The sequence below is a fragment of the Nonomuraea sp. NPDC050691 genome, from assembly GCF_040654455.1.
Lineage (GTDB): Bacteria > Actinomycetota > Actinomycetes > Streptosporangiales > Streptosporangiaceae > Nonomuraea.
In genome coordinates this window covers 1-16021 of record NZ_JBFAIA010000189.1, presented here as the reverse complement: position 1 = coordinate 16021, position 16021 = coordinate 1, and the positions used below count along the sequence as shown (strand labels likewise).

Below are 16021 nucleotides of genomic sequence, written 5' to 3'. Positions count from 1 at the left end.
CAAGATCGGGGACCAAAGAATTTGGGTCATTACAGAATGGGACAGAAGTCTTACCACACTCCTGTTCCCAGAAGGGCGGGGCTCCTCGCGTGTCCCGGCCCCGCTCCTCGCGTGTCCCGGCCCGCTCCTCCCTCAGGGGCAAGGCGGGCGTCGGGGTGTCGTCAGGGCAGGCGGACGTCGAGGGTCCAGGGACGCGCGGGGCGGGACGGCTCCGTCAGGTCGACGGTGTGGCCCAGCGCGTCGAGAATCTTGGCCAGCTCGCCGGGAGTCGCGGGGTCGGCGCCGGAGACGAGCAGCGCGCGGGCGATCTCGCCGCGAGTCGCCTTGGCCATGTGGCTGACGACCTTGCCGCCCTTGAACACCCGTACCGCCACGGAGCGCTCTCCAGGCTGCCAGGCGCCCGCGTACGTGGCCGAGCGGAGGTCGACGACGAGCCCGGGCACGGGATCGAGCTCGCGGGCCACCAGAGGCCGCCAGAAGGCCGCCAGGCCGCCCAGGGGAGGCAGGTTGACCCCCATGGACAGCCGGTAGGGCGGGACGCGGTCGCTGAGCCGCAGGACGCCCCACAGGCCCGAGAAGATCAGCACCGACTCCTCGGCCCTCCGCCTCGCCTCGGCGTCGAGGGTGGCGAGGTCCAGGTTGTCGTACAGGACGCCGGTGTAGAGCTCGGCGGCGGGGAGCGTGGGCGCGGTCCTGATCGCCGTGTTCTTGGCCAGCTCGCCCGCCAGGCCGGGCGTCAGCCCGAGCACGTCGAGGGCGTCGCGGCGCTTGGACGCGCGGACGAGCGCGGCCATCGCCCGCTTGCGCGCCCGGCCGAGCGACGGGAAGGACAGCTCACCGGCCGCTTCTCCGACGGGCGGCCCATCTCCTTCGGACGCCTTCCCCTCGGACGGCGGCAACAGAATCAACACGCCCATCACCCTATTGGCCCTGGCCAGTGGCCCTCCCGCCGCCTGCCGGACGGGTGTGGCCGGGCGCCGTCACGGGTCGCCCTCCCTCTGCCGACGCGCGTTGGCTAGGCTCGGGCGGATGGATTTCGATCTGCTCTTCCACGAGGCCTGGCCTGCTTACGAGCAGCGGGTTCACGAGGGGTGGGTGCTGCGTCACGCGGGGGGCGTGACCAAGCGGGCCAACTCCGTGCTGGCCCTGCACCGTCCCGCCGACCTGGGCGGAGCCATCGAGACGGCCGAGGCGTTCTACGGCGAGCGCGGGCAGCGCTGCGTCTTCTCCATGGGGGCCAAGGCCGCGCCCGGGCTGGACGAGGAACTGGAGCGGCGGGGGTACGAGGTGGTCGACCCGACGGTCGTCATGGTCGCCTCGTGCGGCCAGATCGGTGACGGCGCCGGCCCGGTCAGGGTCGAGGAGCGGCCGTGGCCGGGGTGGATGGAGACGTGGTGGGCGGTCGACGGGCGATACGGCAGTGGTTACGGGGAGGCGGAGCGTATCTGCACCGGAGTTCCCGCCTGGTACGGCGCCGTCGAGGAGGACGGCGTGGCGCTCGCCGTCGGGCGGGCCGTCCCCCAGGGGGACACGCTCGGAATCTTCTGCATGGCCACGCGTCCGGAGGCCCGCCGGCGGGGGCTGGCCCGGACGGTGCTGCGTGCTCTGGTACGGCACGCGGGGGTGGGGTCCGCGTACTTGTGCACCACCGCCGCCAACCAGGCCGCGCAGGCGTTGTACCGGAGCGAGGGGTTCGAGGTCGTCAGCCGGTACCACTATCGGGTGCGCAGGCCGGCGCTCGACGACGTTTGACGGCCGCGCCGCCGAGGGAGAACTCGACGGCAGTGTTCGAACGGACGATTCGACGGGAGATGGTGAGTTGACCGCGGCTGTGCCTGGGAGGCGGGACGGTGACGACGGGAGTCCCGCCGGCCCGGCGGACAACGGTCTTCATGTCCGGGCCGTCGACGCCTTCATCGCGGCGGCCAACGCGGGCGACCCGGAGCAGCGGGCGACGTTGCTGAGCCGCGCGCTGACGGCCGAGGTCGTCTTCTGGGGGCCGCTGGGGCGGGGCGTCGGACGCCATGCCGTCGAGGACTTCATCACCGAGGTCGTCCAGGGCCATCCGGCGGCGCCGTGCCGGATGGTGCGGACGACCCGCGTGGACGCGCCGCACGAGTGGGCGCGTTTCGGCTGGCGGTACGAGGACGGCCACGGCCGCACCCTGCTGTCGGGCGTGGACGTGGTGCACGTCACGGCCGAGGGCGACATCGACGAGATCGTGGTCTTCGCCGGGCCCCTGGGTGATCCAGGGTAAGGAAACGGTCACTCACGCAAGATGGCGACCCCGAGCAGGCCCGGGGTCGCCATCTTGGTCGTGAAATATGCGATATGTGGTTATCTCGTCACGGCGAGACGCTGGTCAGCGCTCGTCGTTGCGGGCAATTGTCGGGGTTTCGCTGAGGCGTGCCGACTCGTCCAGGATGTCGGCACCCTTCTCGCGCAGCGCCGCGATGTGCTGACGCCCGTGGTGGGCGCAGAACAGCAGCTCCCCACCCACAGGCAGGGTCGCGCGAATGTAGGCCTGGGCACCGCAACGGTCGCAGCGGTCGAGGGCCGTCAGCGGCTTAACGGGGGCGAGAGCTCCAGTCACGTATCGCCTTTCGGGTCACCCCCGCCGAAGCGAGGATCTGGCGTCAGTCACTTGGAACAACATCTAACCGGACGTGGACGTTCCCAACCGCCGCCCCGCTACGCCGAGAGCGGAATGTGTCCCAAAGTAATGACGATCAGCCCGTTGGTAACGGCAAACATGACCGCATGGCAAGCTTGTACGCGCGCGTCTGCGCAAGTACGCCTACGCAGGCGAAGAACGGTAGGCTACGCACTGGTGTTCGATGACTAACCCGGAGGAGCTGGAGTGACGCTAGTTGAGGCCGGTTACACGGCTCGTCACCTCTCGGTGCTTGAGGGGCTCGAAGCGGTCCGCAAGCGCCCGGGCATGTACATCGGGTCCACCGACAGCCGCGGGCTCATGCATTGCCTCTGGGAGATCGTGGACAACGGCGTCGACGAGGCGCTGGGCGGCCACTGCTCCCGCATCGAGGTGGAGCTGTACGCCGACGGCTCCATCGAGGTCCGCGACGACGGCCGCGGCATCCCGGTCGACATCGAGCCCAAGAGCGGCCTGGCCGGGGTCGAGCTCGTCTACACCAAGCTCCACGCGGGCGGCAAGTTCGGCGGCGGCTCCTACGCCGCCTCCGGCGGCCTGCACGGCGTGGGCGCCTCCGTGGTCAACGCGCTGTCGTCCCGCCTCGACGTCCAGGTCGACCGCGACGGGCGCGTCCACGAGATCAGCTTCCGGCGCGGCGTGCCGGGCGTCTTCGACGGCGAGGGGCCGACCGCCAAGTTCCGCAAGAAGTCGGGGCTGCGCGACGGCGGCAAGCTGGGCCGCGACGTCACCGGCACCCGCGTCCGCTTCTGGGCGGACAAGCAGATCTTCCTGCCCGACGCCGAGGTGTCGCTCGACGAGATCCACGTCCGGCTGCGCCAGACCGCCTTCCTGGTGCCCGGCCTCACGCTCGTGGTGATCGACAGCCGCCACGAGGAGCAGGTGGTGGAGGAGTTCCGCTTCGACGGCGGCATCTCCGAGTTCACCGAGTTCCTGGCCCGCGACGAGGCCGTCTGCGACGTGCTGCGCCTGCAGGGCGTCGGCCACTTCCACGAGACCGTTCCGGTGCTCGACGACCAGGGCCACATGACGCCCACCGAGGTCCAGCGCGAGCTGACGGTCGACGTGGCCGTGCGCTGGGGCCGCGGCTACGAGTCGACCGTCCGTTCGTTCGTCAACGTGATCGCCACCCCCAAGGGCGGCACCCACATCACCGGTTTCGAGCGCGGCCTGGTCCGCACGATCAACGAGCAGCTGCGCGAGACCCGCCTGCTGAAGAACGGCGACGACCCGGTCACCAAGGAGGACATCCTCGAGGGCCTCACGGCCGTCGTCACCGTCCGCGTGCCGGAGCCGCAGTTCGAGGGCCAGACCAAGGAGGTCCTCGGCACCTCCGCGGCCACCCGCATCGTCTCCCACGTGGTCTCGCGCGAGCTGAAGGAGCTGTTCGCCAACCCGCCGCGCGGCTTCAAGCAGCCCCTGCGCGCCGCGCTGGAGAAGATCGTCGCCGCCGCCAAGGCCCGCATCGCGGCCCGCGAGCACCGTGACAACCAGCGCCGCAAGAGCGCCCTGGAGAATTCCGCGCTGCCCGCCAAGCTCGTCGACTGCCGCAGCGACGACGTCGACCGCAGCGAGCTGTTCATCGTCGAGGGAGACTCGGCGCTGGGCACGGCCAAGCTGGCCCGCGACTCGGAGTTCCAGGCGCTGCTGCCGATCCGCGGCAAGATCCTCAACGTCCAGAAGGCGTCGATGAGCGACATGCTCAAGAACGCCGAGTGCGCCGCCATCATCCAGGTCGTCGGCGCCGGGTCCGGCCGCTCGTTCGACATCGAGGCGGCCCGCTACGGCAAGGTCATCCTCATGGCCGACGCCGACGTCGACGGCGCCCACATCCGTTGCCTGCTCCTGACGCTGTTCCACCGCTACATGCGGCCCATGGTCGAGGCGGGCCGCGTGTTCGCCGCGGTCCCGCCCCTGCACCGGATCGAGCTCACCAACCCGGGCAAGGGCAAGGAGAAGTACATCTACTGCTACTCCGACGCCGAGCTGCACAAGGTGCTGCGCGACCTGGAGCGGCGCGGCAAGCGCTGGAAGGACCCGGTGCAGCGCTACAAGGGTCTCGGCGAGATGGACGCCGACCAGCTGGCCGAGACCACGATGGACCCGCGCCACCGCATCCTGCGCCGCGTCCGCATCGAGGACGCCGAGGGGGCGGAGAGCATCTTCAGCCTCCTCATGGGCAGCGACGTCGCGCCGCGCCGCGAGTTCATCGTCAACAGCGCGGCCGAGGTCGACCGCGACCACATCGACGCCTGACCAACCACGGGGCGGCTCCTCACCCGGCTGCCCCCATCACGTCGCCCGGCCTCGTGCCGGGCGGCTCCTCGCGGGGCGGCCCCATGAAGTCGCCCGGCCCTGTGCTGGATGGCTCCTCGCGGGGCGGCCCCATGAAGTCGCCCAGCTCCGTGCTGGGCGCTCTTGTGTCGGGCCCGCCGCCGTGTGACGCGGCTGCCCCGGAAGGTCCGGGCGGCCCCGTCACCCCGCTGTCCCTCGACCGGCGCGGCGGCCGTACCGTGGGGATCATGACCGTGGCTGCCGACAAGCTGGAACTACGGCCGGCGTCCGACGCCGACCGCGAGTGGATCTACCGCCTCCGGCACGAGGTGTACGCGCGGGAGCTGGGCCAGCACGCCCCCAACGCGGCCGGGCGGCTCACCGACGACCTCGACGGGAACAACGTCTACCTCGTGGCGGCCCACCAGGACCGCCCCGTCGGCTTCGTCAGCGTCACGCCCCCATGGGCCGGACGCTACTCGATCGACAAGTACCTGCGCAGGCAGGACCACCCGGAGCTGCGCGAGAGCGGCCTGTTCGAGATCCGGATCCTGACCGTCGAGCCGAGCCGGCGTGGCGAGATGACCGGAAAACTGCTGATGTATGCGGCGCTGCGGTGGGTGATGGCGCACGGCGGGCGGGTCGTCGTGGCCCTGGGCCGGGCCGAGCTGCTGCCGATGTACCTGTCGCTGGGCCTGGTCTCGACCGGCGTGCCGGTGCGTTCGGGCGCCGTCGACTTCGAACTCCTGACAGGCCAGGTGGCCGATCTGGCCGGCCGGACGCTGCGGCGCTACGGTCCGCTGCTGGAGGATCTGCGGCGAACGGTGCGCTGGGAGCTGGAGATGCCCTTCCTGCCCGAGGCGGAGTCCTGCGAGCACGGCGGCGCCTCCGTCGAGGCGCTGGGCCGCCGGTTCGACACCCTGGAGGCGCGCCGCGACGTCGTGCCCGCCGACGTGCTGGACGCCTGGTTCCCGCCCGCGCCCGGGGTCGTCGCGGGGCTGTCCGGCGACCTGGAGTGGATCACGAGGACCTCCCCGCCCGCGCGGGCCGCGGGGCTCGTCGAGGAGATCGCGCTCCGCCGGGACGTGCCGGAGGACGCCGTCGCCGTCGGCGCCGGCTCCTCCGACCTGATCTTCCGCGCGTTCGGAGACTGGCTGGACGCCTCCTCGCGGGTGCTGCTGGTCGATCCCTCCTACGGCGAGTACGCCCATGTCGTCGAGCAGGTGATCGGCTGCCGCGCCGACCGGTTCTCGCTGCGCCGTGAGGACGGGTGGCGGATCGACGCAGACCGCCTCGCCGACCGCCTGCGCAGTCGCTATGACCTCGTGGTCATCGTCAACCCGAACAACCCCACCGGCGTGCACCTCGACGCGGACGAGCTCCGTGAGGTCCTGGCGCGGGCGCCGGGCGGAACCCGGTTCTGGATCGACGAGGCCTATGTCGGCTACAGCGGGCCCGGGCAGTCGCTGGAACGGTACGCGGCCGGTTCGGACAACACGATCGTCTGCACATCCATGTCCAAGATGTACGCGTTGTCGGGTCTGCGGGCCGCCTACCTCACGGCGCCGTCACGGATCGCGGCCGAGCTGCGCCGCCGGACTCCGCCCTGGGCGGTGAGCCTGCCCGCGCAGATCGCCGCGGTGCGCGCCCTGCGCGATCCCGGCTACTACACCGGCCGCTGGGCGCAGACCGCCCTGCTGCGGGCCGAGCTGGCGGCGGCGCTCGCCGGGATCGGTGAGGACCTGTCGGTTCACGAGTCGGTGGCGAACTTCGTCCTGCTCACGTTGCCCCGCGGCGGTCCCGGCGCCGCCCGCCTGGTCGGCCGGTGCCGGCGGCAGGGGGTGTTCCTGCGTGACCTGTCACCGTTGTCGCCGGCGTTCGAGGGCAGGACGGTGCGGATCGCGGTCCGCGACGCCACCGCCAACGCCCGCACGGTCCAGGCCGTCGCCGATGCGCTGCGTGACCCGCGGCGGACGGCGTGACCGGTGTCGGTGGCGCCGCGTGGCCTGCGGGGGGACGGCGTGACCGGATGTCGGTGGCGCTGAGTGGCCTGCGGGAGATGGCGTGACCGGTGTCGGTGACCTGATCCCCTACCTCGCCGGGGCGCTGGCCTTGGGCGGGGTCGCCGTGGCGCTGTCGCGGCGGCGCGAGTACGTCCTGCGGTGGTGCGCCTGGGCGGTGGCCGTGCCCGTCGTGGTCGCGGCCCTCTCCCTCGGTCCCGGTGGGGCGGCCGTCCTCGCCGCGGCGGTGGGCGCGGGATGCGCCGTCGAGTACGGCCGGCTGACCCGGCTGCCGTGGCCGGACCGCGTGGTGCTCACCGTCGCCGCGGCCGCGTCCCCCCTGGCGGCCTGGCTCGTCCCCGCGGAGCTGCCCAGGGTGCTCGCCGCCTGCGTCCTGGCCGTCGCCCTGGTTCCGTTGCTGGCGGGGGACGCGGCGGGCGGGCTGAGGCGGCTCTGCCTGGGCGTGGCCGGCGTCGTGTGGTTCGCGCCGCTGATCGGAGTGGTGCTGCTAGGGCCGGCGGTCCTGGCGCTGTTCGCCGCGGTGTCGGTCGCCGACATCACCGCCTCGTTCGCCGGCCGGTCGATGGGGGGACCGCGGCTGTCGCCGTTGTCGCCGGCCAAGCGCTGGAGCGGCCTGCTGGCCGGGGCCGCCGCCGGCCTGGCCGTGCTGGCGCTCCTGGACGCGTTCACGCTGCCTCTGGCCGTCGCCGTGACGGTCGGTGCGCCCCTGGGGACCTGCTGGAGTCGATGATCAAGCGAGGCGTTGAAGCCAAGGATTCGGCCTCCTGGCTGGCCGGGGCCGGTGGGCTGCTGGACCGGCTCGATTCCCTGCTGCTCGGCCTCGCGGTGGCGCTGCTGCTCGCCCCGTCCGGGTGACGGCACCCGGGATCAGCCGGTGACGGCCGGGTTGGCGGCCAGGATGTGCTCGGCGGCCCCCCGGAGGCGGGGCAGGAAACGGGCGACCTCTCCGGCGCGCGGCCGCAGGTCGGCGGGGGAGGCGACGCCGAGATCCCCCAGGGCGGCACGGAACGCGGGCAGGCGGGAGCGGTGGAGCGCGGGCGCGTCCGCCGCCAGGATCGTGTGACAGCGGGCGAACGTCGCGATGATCCAGAACACGGCCTCGCGGTGGTCGCCGCGCTCCACGAGCTCGAGGCTGCCGCCGATCGCGATCGGGCGGGCCGCCGGGGTGATGTCGCCGCTGAAGGGGAACGGGGTCGTCGCGACGGCCGCCGCCAGGTCGAACGTCTCAGCCAGTTCGCGCACCTGGTGCCGGACCCGTTCGGCGGACAGGCCGGAGCAGCCGAGGAGGTCCAGCAGCTCCCGGTAGAGGGCGGAGAGCCCGTAGGAGGCGAGGACGTCACGCGCCGCCGGATAGCGCAGCCGTACGGTCGGGTTGCGCAGAGCGGCGACGAGCGGCACGTGGGTGGTGACCCCGGCGGCGAACAGCCAGGTCAGGACCTGCTCGTGGAACGCGCGGTCCCCGGGGTCCGCGAGCGCCGCGAGGAGGGTCTCGATCCTCCGCACGGCGTCCTCGCACCTGCGGCGCACCCACGGCCGGGCGGCGAAGCGCGCCGCGACGTGCTCCTGGAGGGCGCGCAGGCGGCCGGTGGGGTCGTCGACGACCGTGTCGGTCCGGAACGCCCCGGCCAGGTGGTACGACGCCAGGACCTCGTCCGGGGACCGGAGGGCGGACCAGGGGAGATGGCTGACCTCCAGCAGGACGCCTTCGTAGCGCAGCTTGCCCGGCTTGGCCCCCGGGGTGTCCGTGACCACGAAGAGGTCCAGGTCGGAGGACGGCGGCAGCTCGGCGTCGTCCGGCAGGCCGACCGTGGAGCCGGTGACGTACGCGCCGCGATAGCCGGGATCGCGGCGCGCGTGCTCGGACACCCAGCGCGCCGCGGCCTCGCGCGCGGTTCCCAATCTCACCATGCCGACCATCATGCGGCCGTACGACGACCGGCCGCGGAACCGAAGCTCCCGTCAGAGGGAGACCGGCATCAGCCTTCCCGTGTGGACGTCGTAGATGGCGCCGCCCACCGGCATGTCCTTGGGCAGGAACGGCGTGGTCCGGATGCGGGTGAGGTCGTGGCGCAGCGCCGAGTCCTGGTCGGGGACCGTGTGGAACTCCAGGCTGCGCGTGTCCACCCCGTGCAGCTGCGTGAGGTCGTGCACGTCGCCGTCCGTCACCTTGGTCATGCCGCAGTCCGTGTGCGGCATCACCAGCACCCGCTCCACGCCCAGCAGGTACACGGCCAGGACCAGAGTACGCAGGACGTCGTCGGTGACGCGGGCGCCCGCGTTGCGCAGGATCTTGGCGTCCCCGGCCTCCAGGCCCAACAGTCCGAGGGGATCGATGCGGGAGTCCATGCAGGTGACCACCGCGAGCCCGCGTGCCGCGCGGCCGGTCAGCCCTGAGTTGGTGAATCCCTTGACGTATTCCGCGTTACCGGCAAGCAAGTCGTCGAACGCACTCATGGTGAGATAGTGCCGCATGCCGGATCGAGCAGCTTGCCCGGGGTCCCGACAGGCGAGAGTTGGCCAAGGTCCCCCCATCGGCCGTCACGATGGGTGATGATGTCGTAGCCCTAAGTGTGAGTAGCCGAAGAAGGTTGTCGTGAGTAGGTCCGAATCCCTCGCCGCGTACTTCCGCGCCCAGGCGCGACGCTGCCTCGACCGGGTGGAGTCCAACGACGCCGGTCGCAACGCGCGGTCCGCGCTGGCGCTCCTCGACGCCGCCGCCTACGCGGCCGGCCTCCCGGACGACGATCCGCTCATCGAGCGGCTGGCGGAGGCCGGGTGTTTCGGCGCCCCCGGAAACGACGGGTTCGACCCCGGCCCGGAAGCCACCCGGATGGTGCGCTTCTGGGAGGGCGGCGAGCCCCGCGAGCTGATCCTCGCCCTGCCCGCCGTCGCGGCGAGCACGGCCTGACCCGACCGGCCTGACCCCGGCCGGGTCGTCAGGCGCCGCGCTCGTCCGGCGGGAGCCTGCGCAGCCGGGCGTTCGCGAGATGCGGCGGCGTGTAGTCGACGTCGCCCGGGTTGAGGTCGGTCCCCGGCGGCACGAGCTCGTCGATCCGGTCCAGGACGTCGTCGTCGAGCCGCAGCTCCGCCGCCGCCACCAGGTCGTCGAGCTGCTCGGCCGTACGCGGCCCGATGATCACCGAGGTGATCGCGGGGTGGCTCAGCACGAACGCCAGCGCCACGTGCGACAGCGGCCGGCCCAGGTCGTCGGCCAGCTTGATCAGTTCCTCGATCACGTCGGCCTTGCGGGCGTTGCCGGGCAGCGACAGGTCGAACTTGTACGAGATCATGTTGCGGAACTCGTTGAGGTCCATCTGGTCGCGGCGGAACCTGCCGGTCAGCCAGCCGCTGTTGAGCGGGCTCCAGGTGAGCACGCCCATGCCGTACTTCTGCGCGGTCGGCAGCACGGCCTTCTCGATCCCCCGTACGAAGATCGAGTACGGGGGCTGCTCGGTGCGGAACGGCACGTGACCGCGGCGCTCGGCCACCCAGCGGGCCTCGACGATCTCCTCCGCCCCGAAGTCGGAGCAGCCGATCGCCATGACCTTGCCCTCGCGGACGAGGTCCGACAGCACCGACAGGGTCTCGTCGAGGTCGGTCGCCGGGTCGGGGCGGTGGATCTGGTACAGGTCGATGCGGTCGGTGCCGAGCCGGCGCAGGCTGTTCTCGACCGCCTGCCGGATCCAGCGGCGCGAGTTGCCGCGCTGGTTGGGGTCGTCGCCCATCGGGAAGTGCACCTTGGTGGCCAGGACCACCTCGTCGCGGCGCGCGCGGACGGCCTTGCCGACGATCTCCTCCGACTCGCCCGCGGAGTACATGTCGGCCGTGTCCACGAAGTTGACACCCGCGTCCAGGGCCTTGCCGATCAGCCTGGCGGCGTCGTCGTGGTCGGGATTGCCCCACGCGCCCAGCATCATCGTGCCGAGGCAGTAGCGGCTCACGGAGATCCCGGTGCGGCCCAGCGTGGCTCTGCGCATGCGTTCTTCCCCCCATGGAAGGTCCTGTGCCTCAACGAGTCCATCACACGAGGGCGAACCGGAGGGGTGTGGGGTGGCGTCACCCGGGTAGGTGAGGCCGTCGAAACGGACTTGGAGGTGTGTGGTGAAGGGCGTCGCGGAATTCCACACGATCGTGCTCGACTGCGCGAACCCCCGCATGCTGGGGGAGTTCTACGCGGGACTGCTGGGCTGGTCGATGGACCCCCGGGACGACGACTGGGTGATCGTCACCGACGGCGGCTCGCCGAAGCGGCTGGCATGCCAGCGGGTCGAGGACTACCGCCCGCCGATCTGGCCCCGCTCCGAGCGCCCCCAGCAGTTCCACCTCGACCTGACCGTGCAGGACATGGACCGGGCGGAGAAGGCGGCCATCGAGCTGGGCGCCACGAAGCACGACCACCAGCCGAGCGAGGACGACAGCTTCCGCGTCTTCCTCGACCCGGCGGGGCACCCGTTCTGCCTCTGCCGCGACGCCGGCGACTGACCGCTTCGCCGCCACCGACCGGCCGGCCGCGACGGCCGGTCCACCGAGCAGCCGGACGTCCAGGACGCCCAGGAACAATCCCAGGGGCCCCCGCCCTGGTGCTCCGGCGTAGGAGGGGCCGGCCTCCCGAGGGAGGCCGGCCCCTCGCCGCATCTCAACGGGCGGTGCGGACGCCGTACGGGATCAGCGGGCCGCCTGGGTGAGCAGGCTCACCGCCTGCCGTACGCGGCCCGCCGCCAGCTCCTGGTCGGCGCGGGCCGTCAGGTCGGGCCGCCGGCCCGTCGCCTGGGCCACGTCCCGCGCCACCGACGCCAGCGTGTCGCCCTGCTGGTACGTGTCCGTGGACGACCGGTCGAGCAGCGCCGCCGCGGCCTCCAGCGCGCCCAGCACGACGCGGGAGTCACGCACCGTCCCGTCGGCGTTCCAGTTGCGCCCCGTCAGCGCGACCGTCAGTGCCGCCGCCGCGCCCTTCGACGCGGCGTCGCCGCCCGCGAGCCGGTCGCGCAACGCCTTGAGCCGGTCGCGGCCCGGGTCGGTCCGCAGGCCCCAGCCGTACGGGAACAGCGGGTCGTACGCCGCGTCGCCCACGTTGATCGGGAGCTGCGCCGCCGTGCGGAACCAGGAGAAGGGCAGCCGGCCCGTGTACGGCACGGCCCCGAACAGCGGGTCCGCCACGCCCGCGCCCTCGGTGCCGGGCAGCCACGACGCGACGAGCGCCGTGACGCGCGACAGGTCGCCGAGGACCATCGGCCGGCCCGACACCACCAGCACCACGCACTTCATCGCCCCGCACACCCGGTCGACCGCGGCCCGGTCGGCGGCCGAGAGGTCCAGCGTGCGGCCGGCGCGGCCCACGTCACCGAACCCCTCCGCGTACGGCGTCTCGCCCACCACCACGACGCCCACGTCATGCCCGGTGAGCGGCGCCGAGGCGTCCCGGGAGTAGGTGACCGACGCGGCGCGCGAGCGGATGGCCGACAGGATCGTCGTGCCCGTCGTGATCGGCCCGGACGAGCCCTGCCAGGTGATCGTCCAGCCGCCCGACTGGTTGCCGATGTCGTCGGCGTTCGACCCGGCCACGTACACCTTGGCGTCGCGGCGCAGCGGCAGCAGGCCGCCGTCGTTCTTCAGCAGCACCTGCGAGCGGGCCGCCGCCGTGCGGGCCACCGCCCGGTGGGCGGCAGAGCCGACCTCCGGCAGCCCCGACCGGTCCGCGTACGGGTGCTCGAACAGGCCGAGCCGGAACTTCTGTGTCAGGATCCGGGCCACGGCGTCGTCCACGCGGCTCTGCGGCACCCGGCCGGCTTCCACCTCGGCCCTCAGCGTGCTCTCGAACTCCACGTACGCGTACGGGACCATGATCATGTCCAGGCCGGCGTTGATCGAGGTCCGCACGTCGCTCGGGTAGTCGCCGGGGATCTGGTCGATCGCCTGCCAGTCGCTGATCACGAACCCCTTGAAGCCGAGCCGTCCCTTGAGCACGTCCGTGATCAGCTCGCGGTGCGCGTGCATCTTGGTCGGCCCCTGGCCGAGGTCCACGCTGGAGAACGACGGCATGACCGACCCCACGCCCCGCCGGACCGCCTCGGCGAACGGCGCCAGATGGATCGCCTCCAGCCCCTGCCGGCTCACCCGGGTGACGCCCTGGTCGATCGTGTAGTCGCCGGAGGTGGAGGAGCCGTAGGCGGTGCCGCCGTCGCCGACGTAGTGCTTGGCCGTGGCCAGGACGCCGTTCTTCTGGAGACCGTCGATGACCGTGGTCATCCGGGAGACCAGGGCGGGGTCCTCGCCGAAGGACTCGTAGGCCCGGCCCCAGCGGTCGTCCCGCGACACGCACAGGCACGGCGCGAAGTCCCACGGCACGCCCGTCGCCTTGACCTCGCGGGCCGTGATCGCGCCGGCCTGCTCGACCAGGCCCGGGTCACGGGTGGCGCCGAGGCCGACGTTGTGCGGGAAGATCGTCGCCCCGGCCACGTTGTTGTGGCCGTGGACGGCGTCGACGCCGTAGATGAGCGGGATCTGCAGGCGGGTGCGCTGGGCCTGCAACTGGAAGGCGTCCACCATGTCGGCCCACGCCTTCGGCGTGTTGGGCGTCGGGGTGGAGCCGCCGCCCGACAGCAGGGAGCCGAGCAGGCGGGTGGCGATGTCGCCCGGCGCGGCCAGCGCCTGCCGCTCGGCCTGCGTCATCTGGCCGACCTTCTCCTCCAGCGTCATGCGGCCGAGCAGGTCGGCGACCCGCTGCTTGACGGGCTTGCGGGCGTCGAGGTACGGCAGGCCGTGCGCGTTGATCACGACGACCGGCGCCTCGGCCGGTGGCCGCACGCCCTCGCCGGACAGCGTGATCGGGATGGTCTCGGCGACCTCCGGCGCCCGGTCGGCCAGCGTCCTGACCGTGAACGACTTCGCGGAGCCGGAGGCGGTGCCCGCCGGGAAGGTCAGCGTGCCCTCGGCCGGGGTGTAGTCCTCGCCGGGTGTGGCGGTGCCGGCGCCGGTGCGGTAGCCCACCTTGAGGTCCGCGGGGAGCGGGGTGCCGGTGGCCGTGCTGATGGAGACGCGTACCTCCGCCGTGCCCTTCTCGGCGACCGGGTACACCGGGCGGTCCGTCGCCAGCCGTACCGGGCGCGGGGGAGCCGTGCCGTACACCTGGACGTCGTCCCACAGGAGTGTGCCGGAGGCGGCGGGCAGGCGCATGGAGTAGCCCCACATGGCGACCAGGTCCAGCTCGCCGTCCGTCGGCGCGCCGCCGGGCTGGTAGTCGGCGCGGCGCACGAGGTCCGCGAACGGCGTGCGCACCTGCCGCCAGCCGGCCGTGTCGTCGGTGAACGAGGACTCGAACAGCTCGGAGGAGCCCGCGGCGGAACCGCCGTCCTTGACCTCGAAGAAGATCCGCTGCCCGGATCCGGTGCCCTTGACCCAGAACGAGAAGCCCTCGTAGCCGGACCAGTCCTGGGTGGCGGCCAGGTCGTGGGTCCAGCCGCCCCACTGGCTCACGGCGTAGACGGCCTTGAGCACGCGGTTGCCGGCGGGCGCGCCGGGGCGGTCGGCGCCGGCCTCGACGGTCAGGGCCGGGGTGGACGGGCCGTCGTTGCCCCAGGCGCTGACGCCCTGGGGGAGTCCGTCGGTCTCGAAGTCGGTGATGGTGACGGGGTCGGCCGCCTTTGCGGGCGCTTGCACGGGTGCCTGCATGGGTGGCTGCACCGGTACCTGCGCGGGTGTCGCGGTCGTCGCCACGGCGGGTGGGCTCGGTGCGGCCACGGCCATGGCGGCCACCAGGGCAAGGGCCGCCCATAACGGGGATCTGGCTCGGAACACAGTACCTCCCTCATGAGAGAGCGCTCTCTCCGGAGAGATCGGGCACGAGATGCATTTCATAACAGGTGCGCTGAAAAAACCTTCACGTCACCTGGTCAACCGCCGTGCGCCTGCCCCCGCGTTCATGCCCGGCTCGCCCTCAGGGGTGAGCGCCCTCAGGCATCGCGCCCGGGACACGCGCACCCGCTCAGGGGGCGGGGCACATCCGCTCAGGCTGCGGCACGTGCGCCCGCTCAGGGGGCAGTGCGCGCGCTCATGCGGGATCGTCCGCGGCCCTCGGGCAGGGGTGCGAGTCGATGGCCCACGCCCGATGCGTTGGACCTCTTGACGTAGAGATCGGGCGCGTTCGCGGGCGTCAGGTCCGGCGATGCCGAGGGTGACCGGCGAGGCGGAGCGCGATGGTGAGCCGGGCCCGGAGCCGGATGCGTTTGCGGGGGTTCTGGTCGGGGTTGAGGCCTTCGATGACGATGTAGGAGAAGTGCGGCGCGAGTTGCCGGTCGGCCTGGGCGCGCGCGGTCTCGCGGGACAGTCGATCAGCGTCGATGGTCTGACGGAGCCGGTCGCGTTCGGCGACGGAGATGGGGCGGCGTCCGAGCCGGTCGGGCCAGCCATCAGGCCGGGTTGGCGACAGGGGGCGATGGCGTCCGGTGAGGGCTTGAAGTAGCGGCGCAGGTTCTCCGGATTCTTGTGCCGGGATTTGGCCGTCAGCATGAGCAGGCTCGCGCCCGCCTCGCCCAGGTGAGTCAGCGCCGAGTGGCGGAATTCGTGCAGGTCCCAGCCCGTGCCGGGGCCGTTCAGCGCGGTGTGCTCGTCCAGCAGGGCGCGGGCCTGGCCGTAGGACAGGCGAGCGAGGCCGGTGTCGAGACAGACGCCGCGGGGGCTGACGACCTGGCCGGGGCCTGGGCGGCGGTGGGTGACGACGACGACCGGGCCGCGGGTGCGGCCTTTGAGCAGGCGGGGCGACAGCCGAGCGGCGTCGGCGTCCCAGTAGACGGTCTCCAGCACGAAGTCCTCGCGGGCCTGACCGCGGCGGCGGGTCTCGGCGCGGGTGCCCTTGGCCTTGACCCGTGCCTGGCGGACCGTCAGGTCCAGGTCCTCGATGTTGAGGGTGAGGATTTTCTCGGCCGATCGGGATGTGATCGCGAAGTCCTTGAAGATCCAGCTAACTCGATCGCATCCAGATCCAGCCGGTGCTGTCCTCCTCCTGAGCGGGTTCCCCGCCCACCGCGATCATCCGATCGTCTCCAGGCAGGCGGGCGAA

Annotated in this window: 15 protein-coding genes; 9 read left to right on the top strand and 6 right to left on the bottom strand. The window is 72.3% G+C overall.

Going from position 1 to position 16021, the window contains the following annotated elements; all coding sequences use genetic code 11:
• Nucleotides 1-161: 161 nt before the first annotated feature.
• Complete coding sequence (locus AB0H81_RS38135; protein ID WP_358385126.1) at nucleotides 162-911, bottom strand: peroxide stress protein YaaA; 750 nt, start codon at nucleotides 909-911, stop codon at nucleotides 162-164.
• Between the two features lie 118 nt (nucleotides 912-1029).
• Here AB0H81_RS38135 and AB0H81_RS38130 point away from each other — a divergent pair, with 118 nt between their 5' ends.
• On the top strand, nucleotides 1030-1752 hold the full coding sequence (locus AB0H81_RS38130; RefSeq protein WP_358385124.1) for a GNAT family N-acetyltransferase: 723 nt from the start codon (nucleotides 1030-1032) through the stop codon (nucleotides 1750-1752).
• A 67-nt stretch (nucleotides 1753-1819) separates the two neighbouring features.
• Nucleotides 1820-2257 carry a nuclear transport factor 2 family protein gene (locus tag AB0H81_RS38125; RefSeq protein WP_358385121.1) on the top strand — a complete coding sequence of 146 codons (438 nt, stop codon included), beginning with the start codon at nucleotides 1820-1822 and terminating at the stop codon, nucleotides 2255-2257.
• 105 nt (nucleotides 2258-2362) lie between these two features.
• Here the strand turns inward: AB0H81_RS38125 and AB0H81_RS38120 are convergent, their stop codons facing one another.
• Complete coding sequence (locus AB0H81_RS38120) at nucleotides 2363-2593, bottom strand: hypothetical protein (RefSeq protein WP_253774443.1); 231 nt, start codon at nucleotides 2591-2593, stop codon at nucleotides 2363-2365.
• A gap of 267 nt (nucleotides 2594-2860) precedes the next feature.
• Here AB0H81_RS38120 and AB0H81_RS38115 point away from each other — a divergent pair, with 267 nt between their 5' ends.
• From AB0H81_RS38115 to AB0H81_RS38100, 4 genes are all read left to right on the top strand, one after another.
• Nucleotides 2861-4927: a DNA topoisomerase IV subunit B gene (locus tag AB0H81_RS38115; RefSeq protein ID WP_358385118.1), complete on the top strand. Its 2067-nt coding sequence runs from the start codon at nucleotides 2861-2863 to the stop codon at nucleotides 4925-4927.
• A gap of 266 nt (nucleotides 4928-5193) precedes the next feature.
• Nucleotides 5194-6927: a histidinol-phosphate transaminase gene (locus AB0H81_RS38110; RefSeq protein WP_358385115.1), complete on the top strand. Its 1734-nt coding sequence runs from the start codon at nucleotides 5194-5196 to the stop codon at nucleotides 6925-6927.
• Nucleotides 6928-7009: 82 nt separating this feature from the next.
• On the top strand, nucleotides 7010-7696 hold the full coding sequence (locus AB0H81_RS38105) for a phosphatidate cytidylyltransferase (RefSeq protein ID WP_358385112.1): 687 nt from the start codon (nucleotides 7010-7012) through the stop codon (nucleotides 7694-7696).
• Nucleotides 7693-7821 carry a phosphatidate cytidylyltransferase gene (locus AB0H81_RS38100; RefSeq protein WP_358385109.1) on the top strand — a complete coding sequence of 43 codons (129 nt, stop codon included), beginning with the start codon at nucleotides 7693-7695 and terminating at the stop codon, nucleotides 7819-7821. Before AB0H81_RS38105 ends, AB0H81_RS38100 begins: the two co-directional genes overlap by 4 nt.
• Before the next feature lie 12 nt (nucleotides 7822-7833).
• Here the strand turns inward: AB0H81_RS38100 and AB0H81_RS38095 are convergent, their stop codons facing one another.
• Both AB0H81_RS38095 and AB0H81_RS38090 read right to left on the bottom strand, forming a co-directional pair.
• Nucleotides 7834-8874 carry a hypothetical protein gene (locus AB0H81_RS38095; protein WP_358385107.1) on the bottom strand — a complete coding sequence of 347 codons (1041 nt, stop codon included), beginning with the start codon at nucleotides 8872-8874 and terminating at the stop codon, nucleotides 7834-7836.
• A gap of 51 nt (nucleotides 8875-8925) precedes the next feature.
• The gene (locus AB0H81_RS38090; protein WP_358385104.1) at nucleotides 8926-9420 is read right to left on the bottom strand and encodes a carbonic anhydrase; all 495 of its coding nucleotides are present in this window, start codon (nucleotides 9418-9420) and stop codon (nucleotides 8926-8928) included.
• Nucleotides 9421-9559: 139 nt separating this feature from the next.
• Between AB0H81_RS38090 and AB0H81_RS38085 the strand changes: the two genes are divergently transcribed.
• Nucleotides 9560-9874, top strand: a complete 315-nt coding sequence (locus AB0H81_RS38085; RefSeq protein ID WP_358385101.1) for a hypothetical protein — start codon at nucleotides 9560-9562, stop codon at nucleotides 9872-9874.
• Nucleotides 9875-9902: 28 nt separating this feature from the next.
• Here AB0H81_RS38085 and AB0H81_RS38080 read toward each other — a convergent pair whose 3' ends face one another.
• Nucleotides 9903-10943 (bottom strand): aldo/keto reductase, encoded by a 1041-nt coding sequence (locus AB0H81_RS38080; protein WP_358385099.1) that lies wholly within the window; start codon nucleotides 10941-10943, stop codon nucleotides 9903-9905.
• 124 nt (nucleotides 10944-11067) lie between these two features.
• On the opposite strand from AB0H81_RS38080, the gene AB0H81_RS38075 reads away from it, so the two are divergent.
• A complete protein-coding gene (locus tag AB0H81_RS38075) occupies nucleotides 11068-11448 on the top strand; it encodes a VOC family protein (protein ID WP_358385096.1) in 381 nt (126 codons plus the stop codon).
• Between the two features lie 183 nt (nucleotides 11449-11631).
• Here the strand turns inward: AB0H81_RS38075 and AB0H81_RS38070 are convergent, their stop codons facing one another.
• Nucleotides 11632-14622 (bottom strand): glycoside hydrolase family 3 N-terminal domain-containing protein, encoded by a 2991-nt coding sequence (locus tag AB0H81_RS38070; protein ID WP_358385094.1) that lies wholly within the window; start codon nucleotides 14620-14622, stop codon nucleotides 11632-11634.
• A 505-nt stretch (nucleotides 14623-15127) separates the two neighbouring features.
• Between AB0H81_RS38070 and AB0H81_RS38065 the strand changes: the two genes are divergently transcribed.
• On the top strand, nucleotides 15128-15424 hold the full coding sequence (locus tag AB0H81_RS38065; RefSeq protein WP_358385092.1) for a hypothetical protein: 297 nt from the start codon (nucleotides 15128-15130) through the stop codon (nucleotides 15422-15424).
• The last annotated feature ends 597 nt before the right edge of the window (nucleotides 15425-16021 follow it).

Excerpts from the sequence above, each read along its gene's own strand:
- AB0H81_RS38095 (WP_358385107.1), bottom strand. The coding sequence starts at position 8,874 with ATGGTGAGATTGGGAACCGCGCGCGAGGCCGCGGCGCGCTGGGTGTCC.
- AB0H81_RS38080 (WP_358385099.1), bottom strand. The coding sequence starts at position 10,943 with ATGCGCAGAGCCACGCTGGGCCGCACCGGGATCTCCGTGAGCCGCTAC.
- AB0H81_RS38130 (WP_358385124.1), top strand. The coding sequence starts at position 1,030 with ATGGATTTCGATCTGCTCTTCCACGAGGCCTGGCCTGCTTACGAGCAG.
- AB0H81_RS38065 (WP_358385092.1), top strand. The coding sequence starts at position 15,128 with ATGCCGAGGGTGACCGGCGAGGCGGAGCGCGATGGTGAGCCGGGCCCG.
- AB0H81_RS38110 (WP_358385115.1), top strand. The coding sequence starts at position 5,194 with ATGACCGTGGCTGCCGACAAGCTGGAACTACGGCCGGCGTCCGACGCC.
- AB0H81_RS38090 (WP_358385104.1), bottom strand. The coding sequence starts at position 9,420 with ATGAGTGCGTTCGACGACTTGCTTGCCGGTAACGCGGAATACGTCAAG.
- AB0H81_RS38100 (WP_358385109.1), top strand. The coding sequence starts at position 7,693 with ATGATCAAGCGAGGCGTTGAAGCCAAGGATTCGGCCTCCTGGCTGGCC.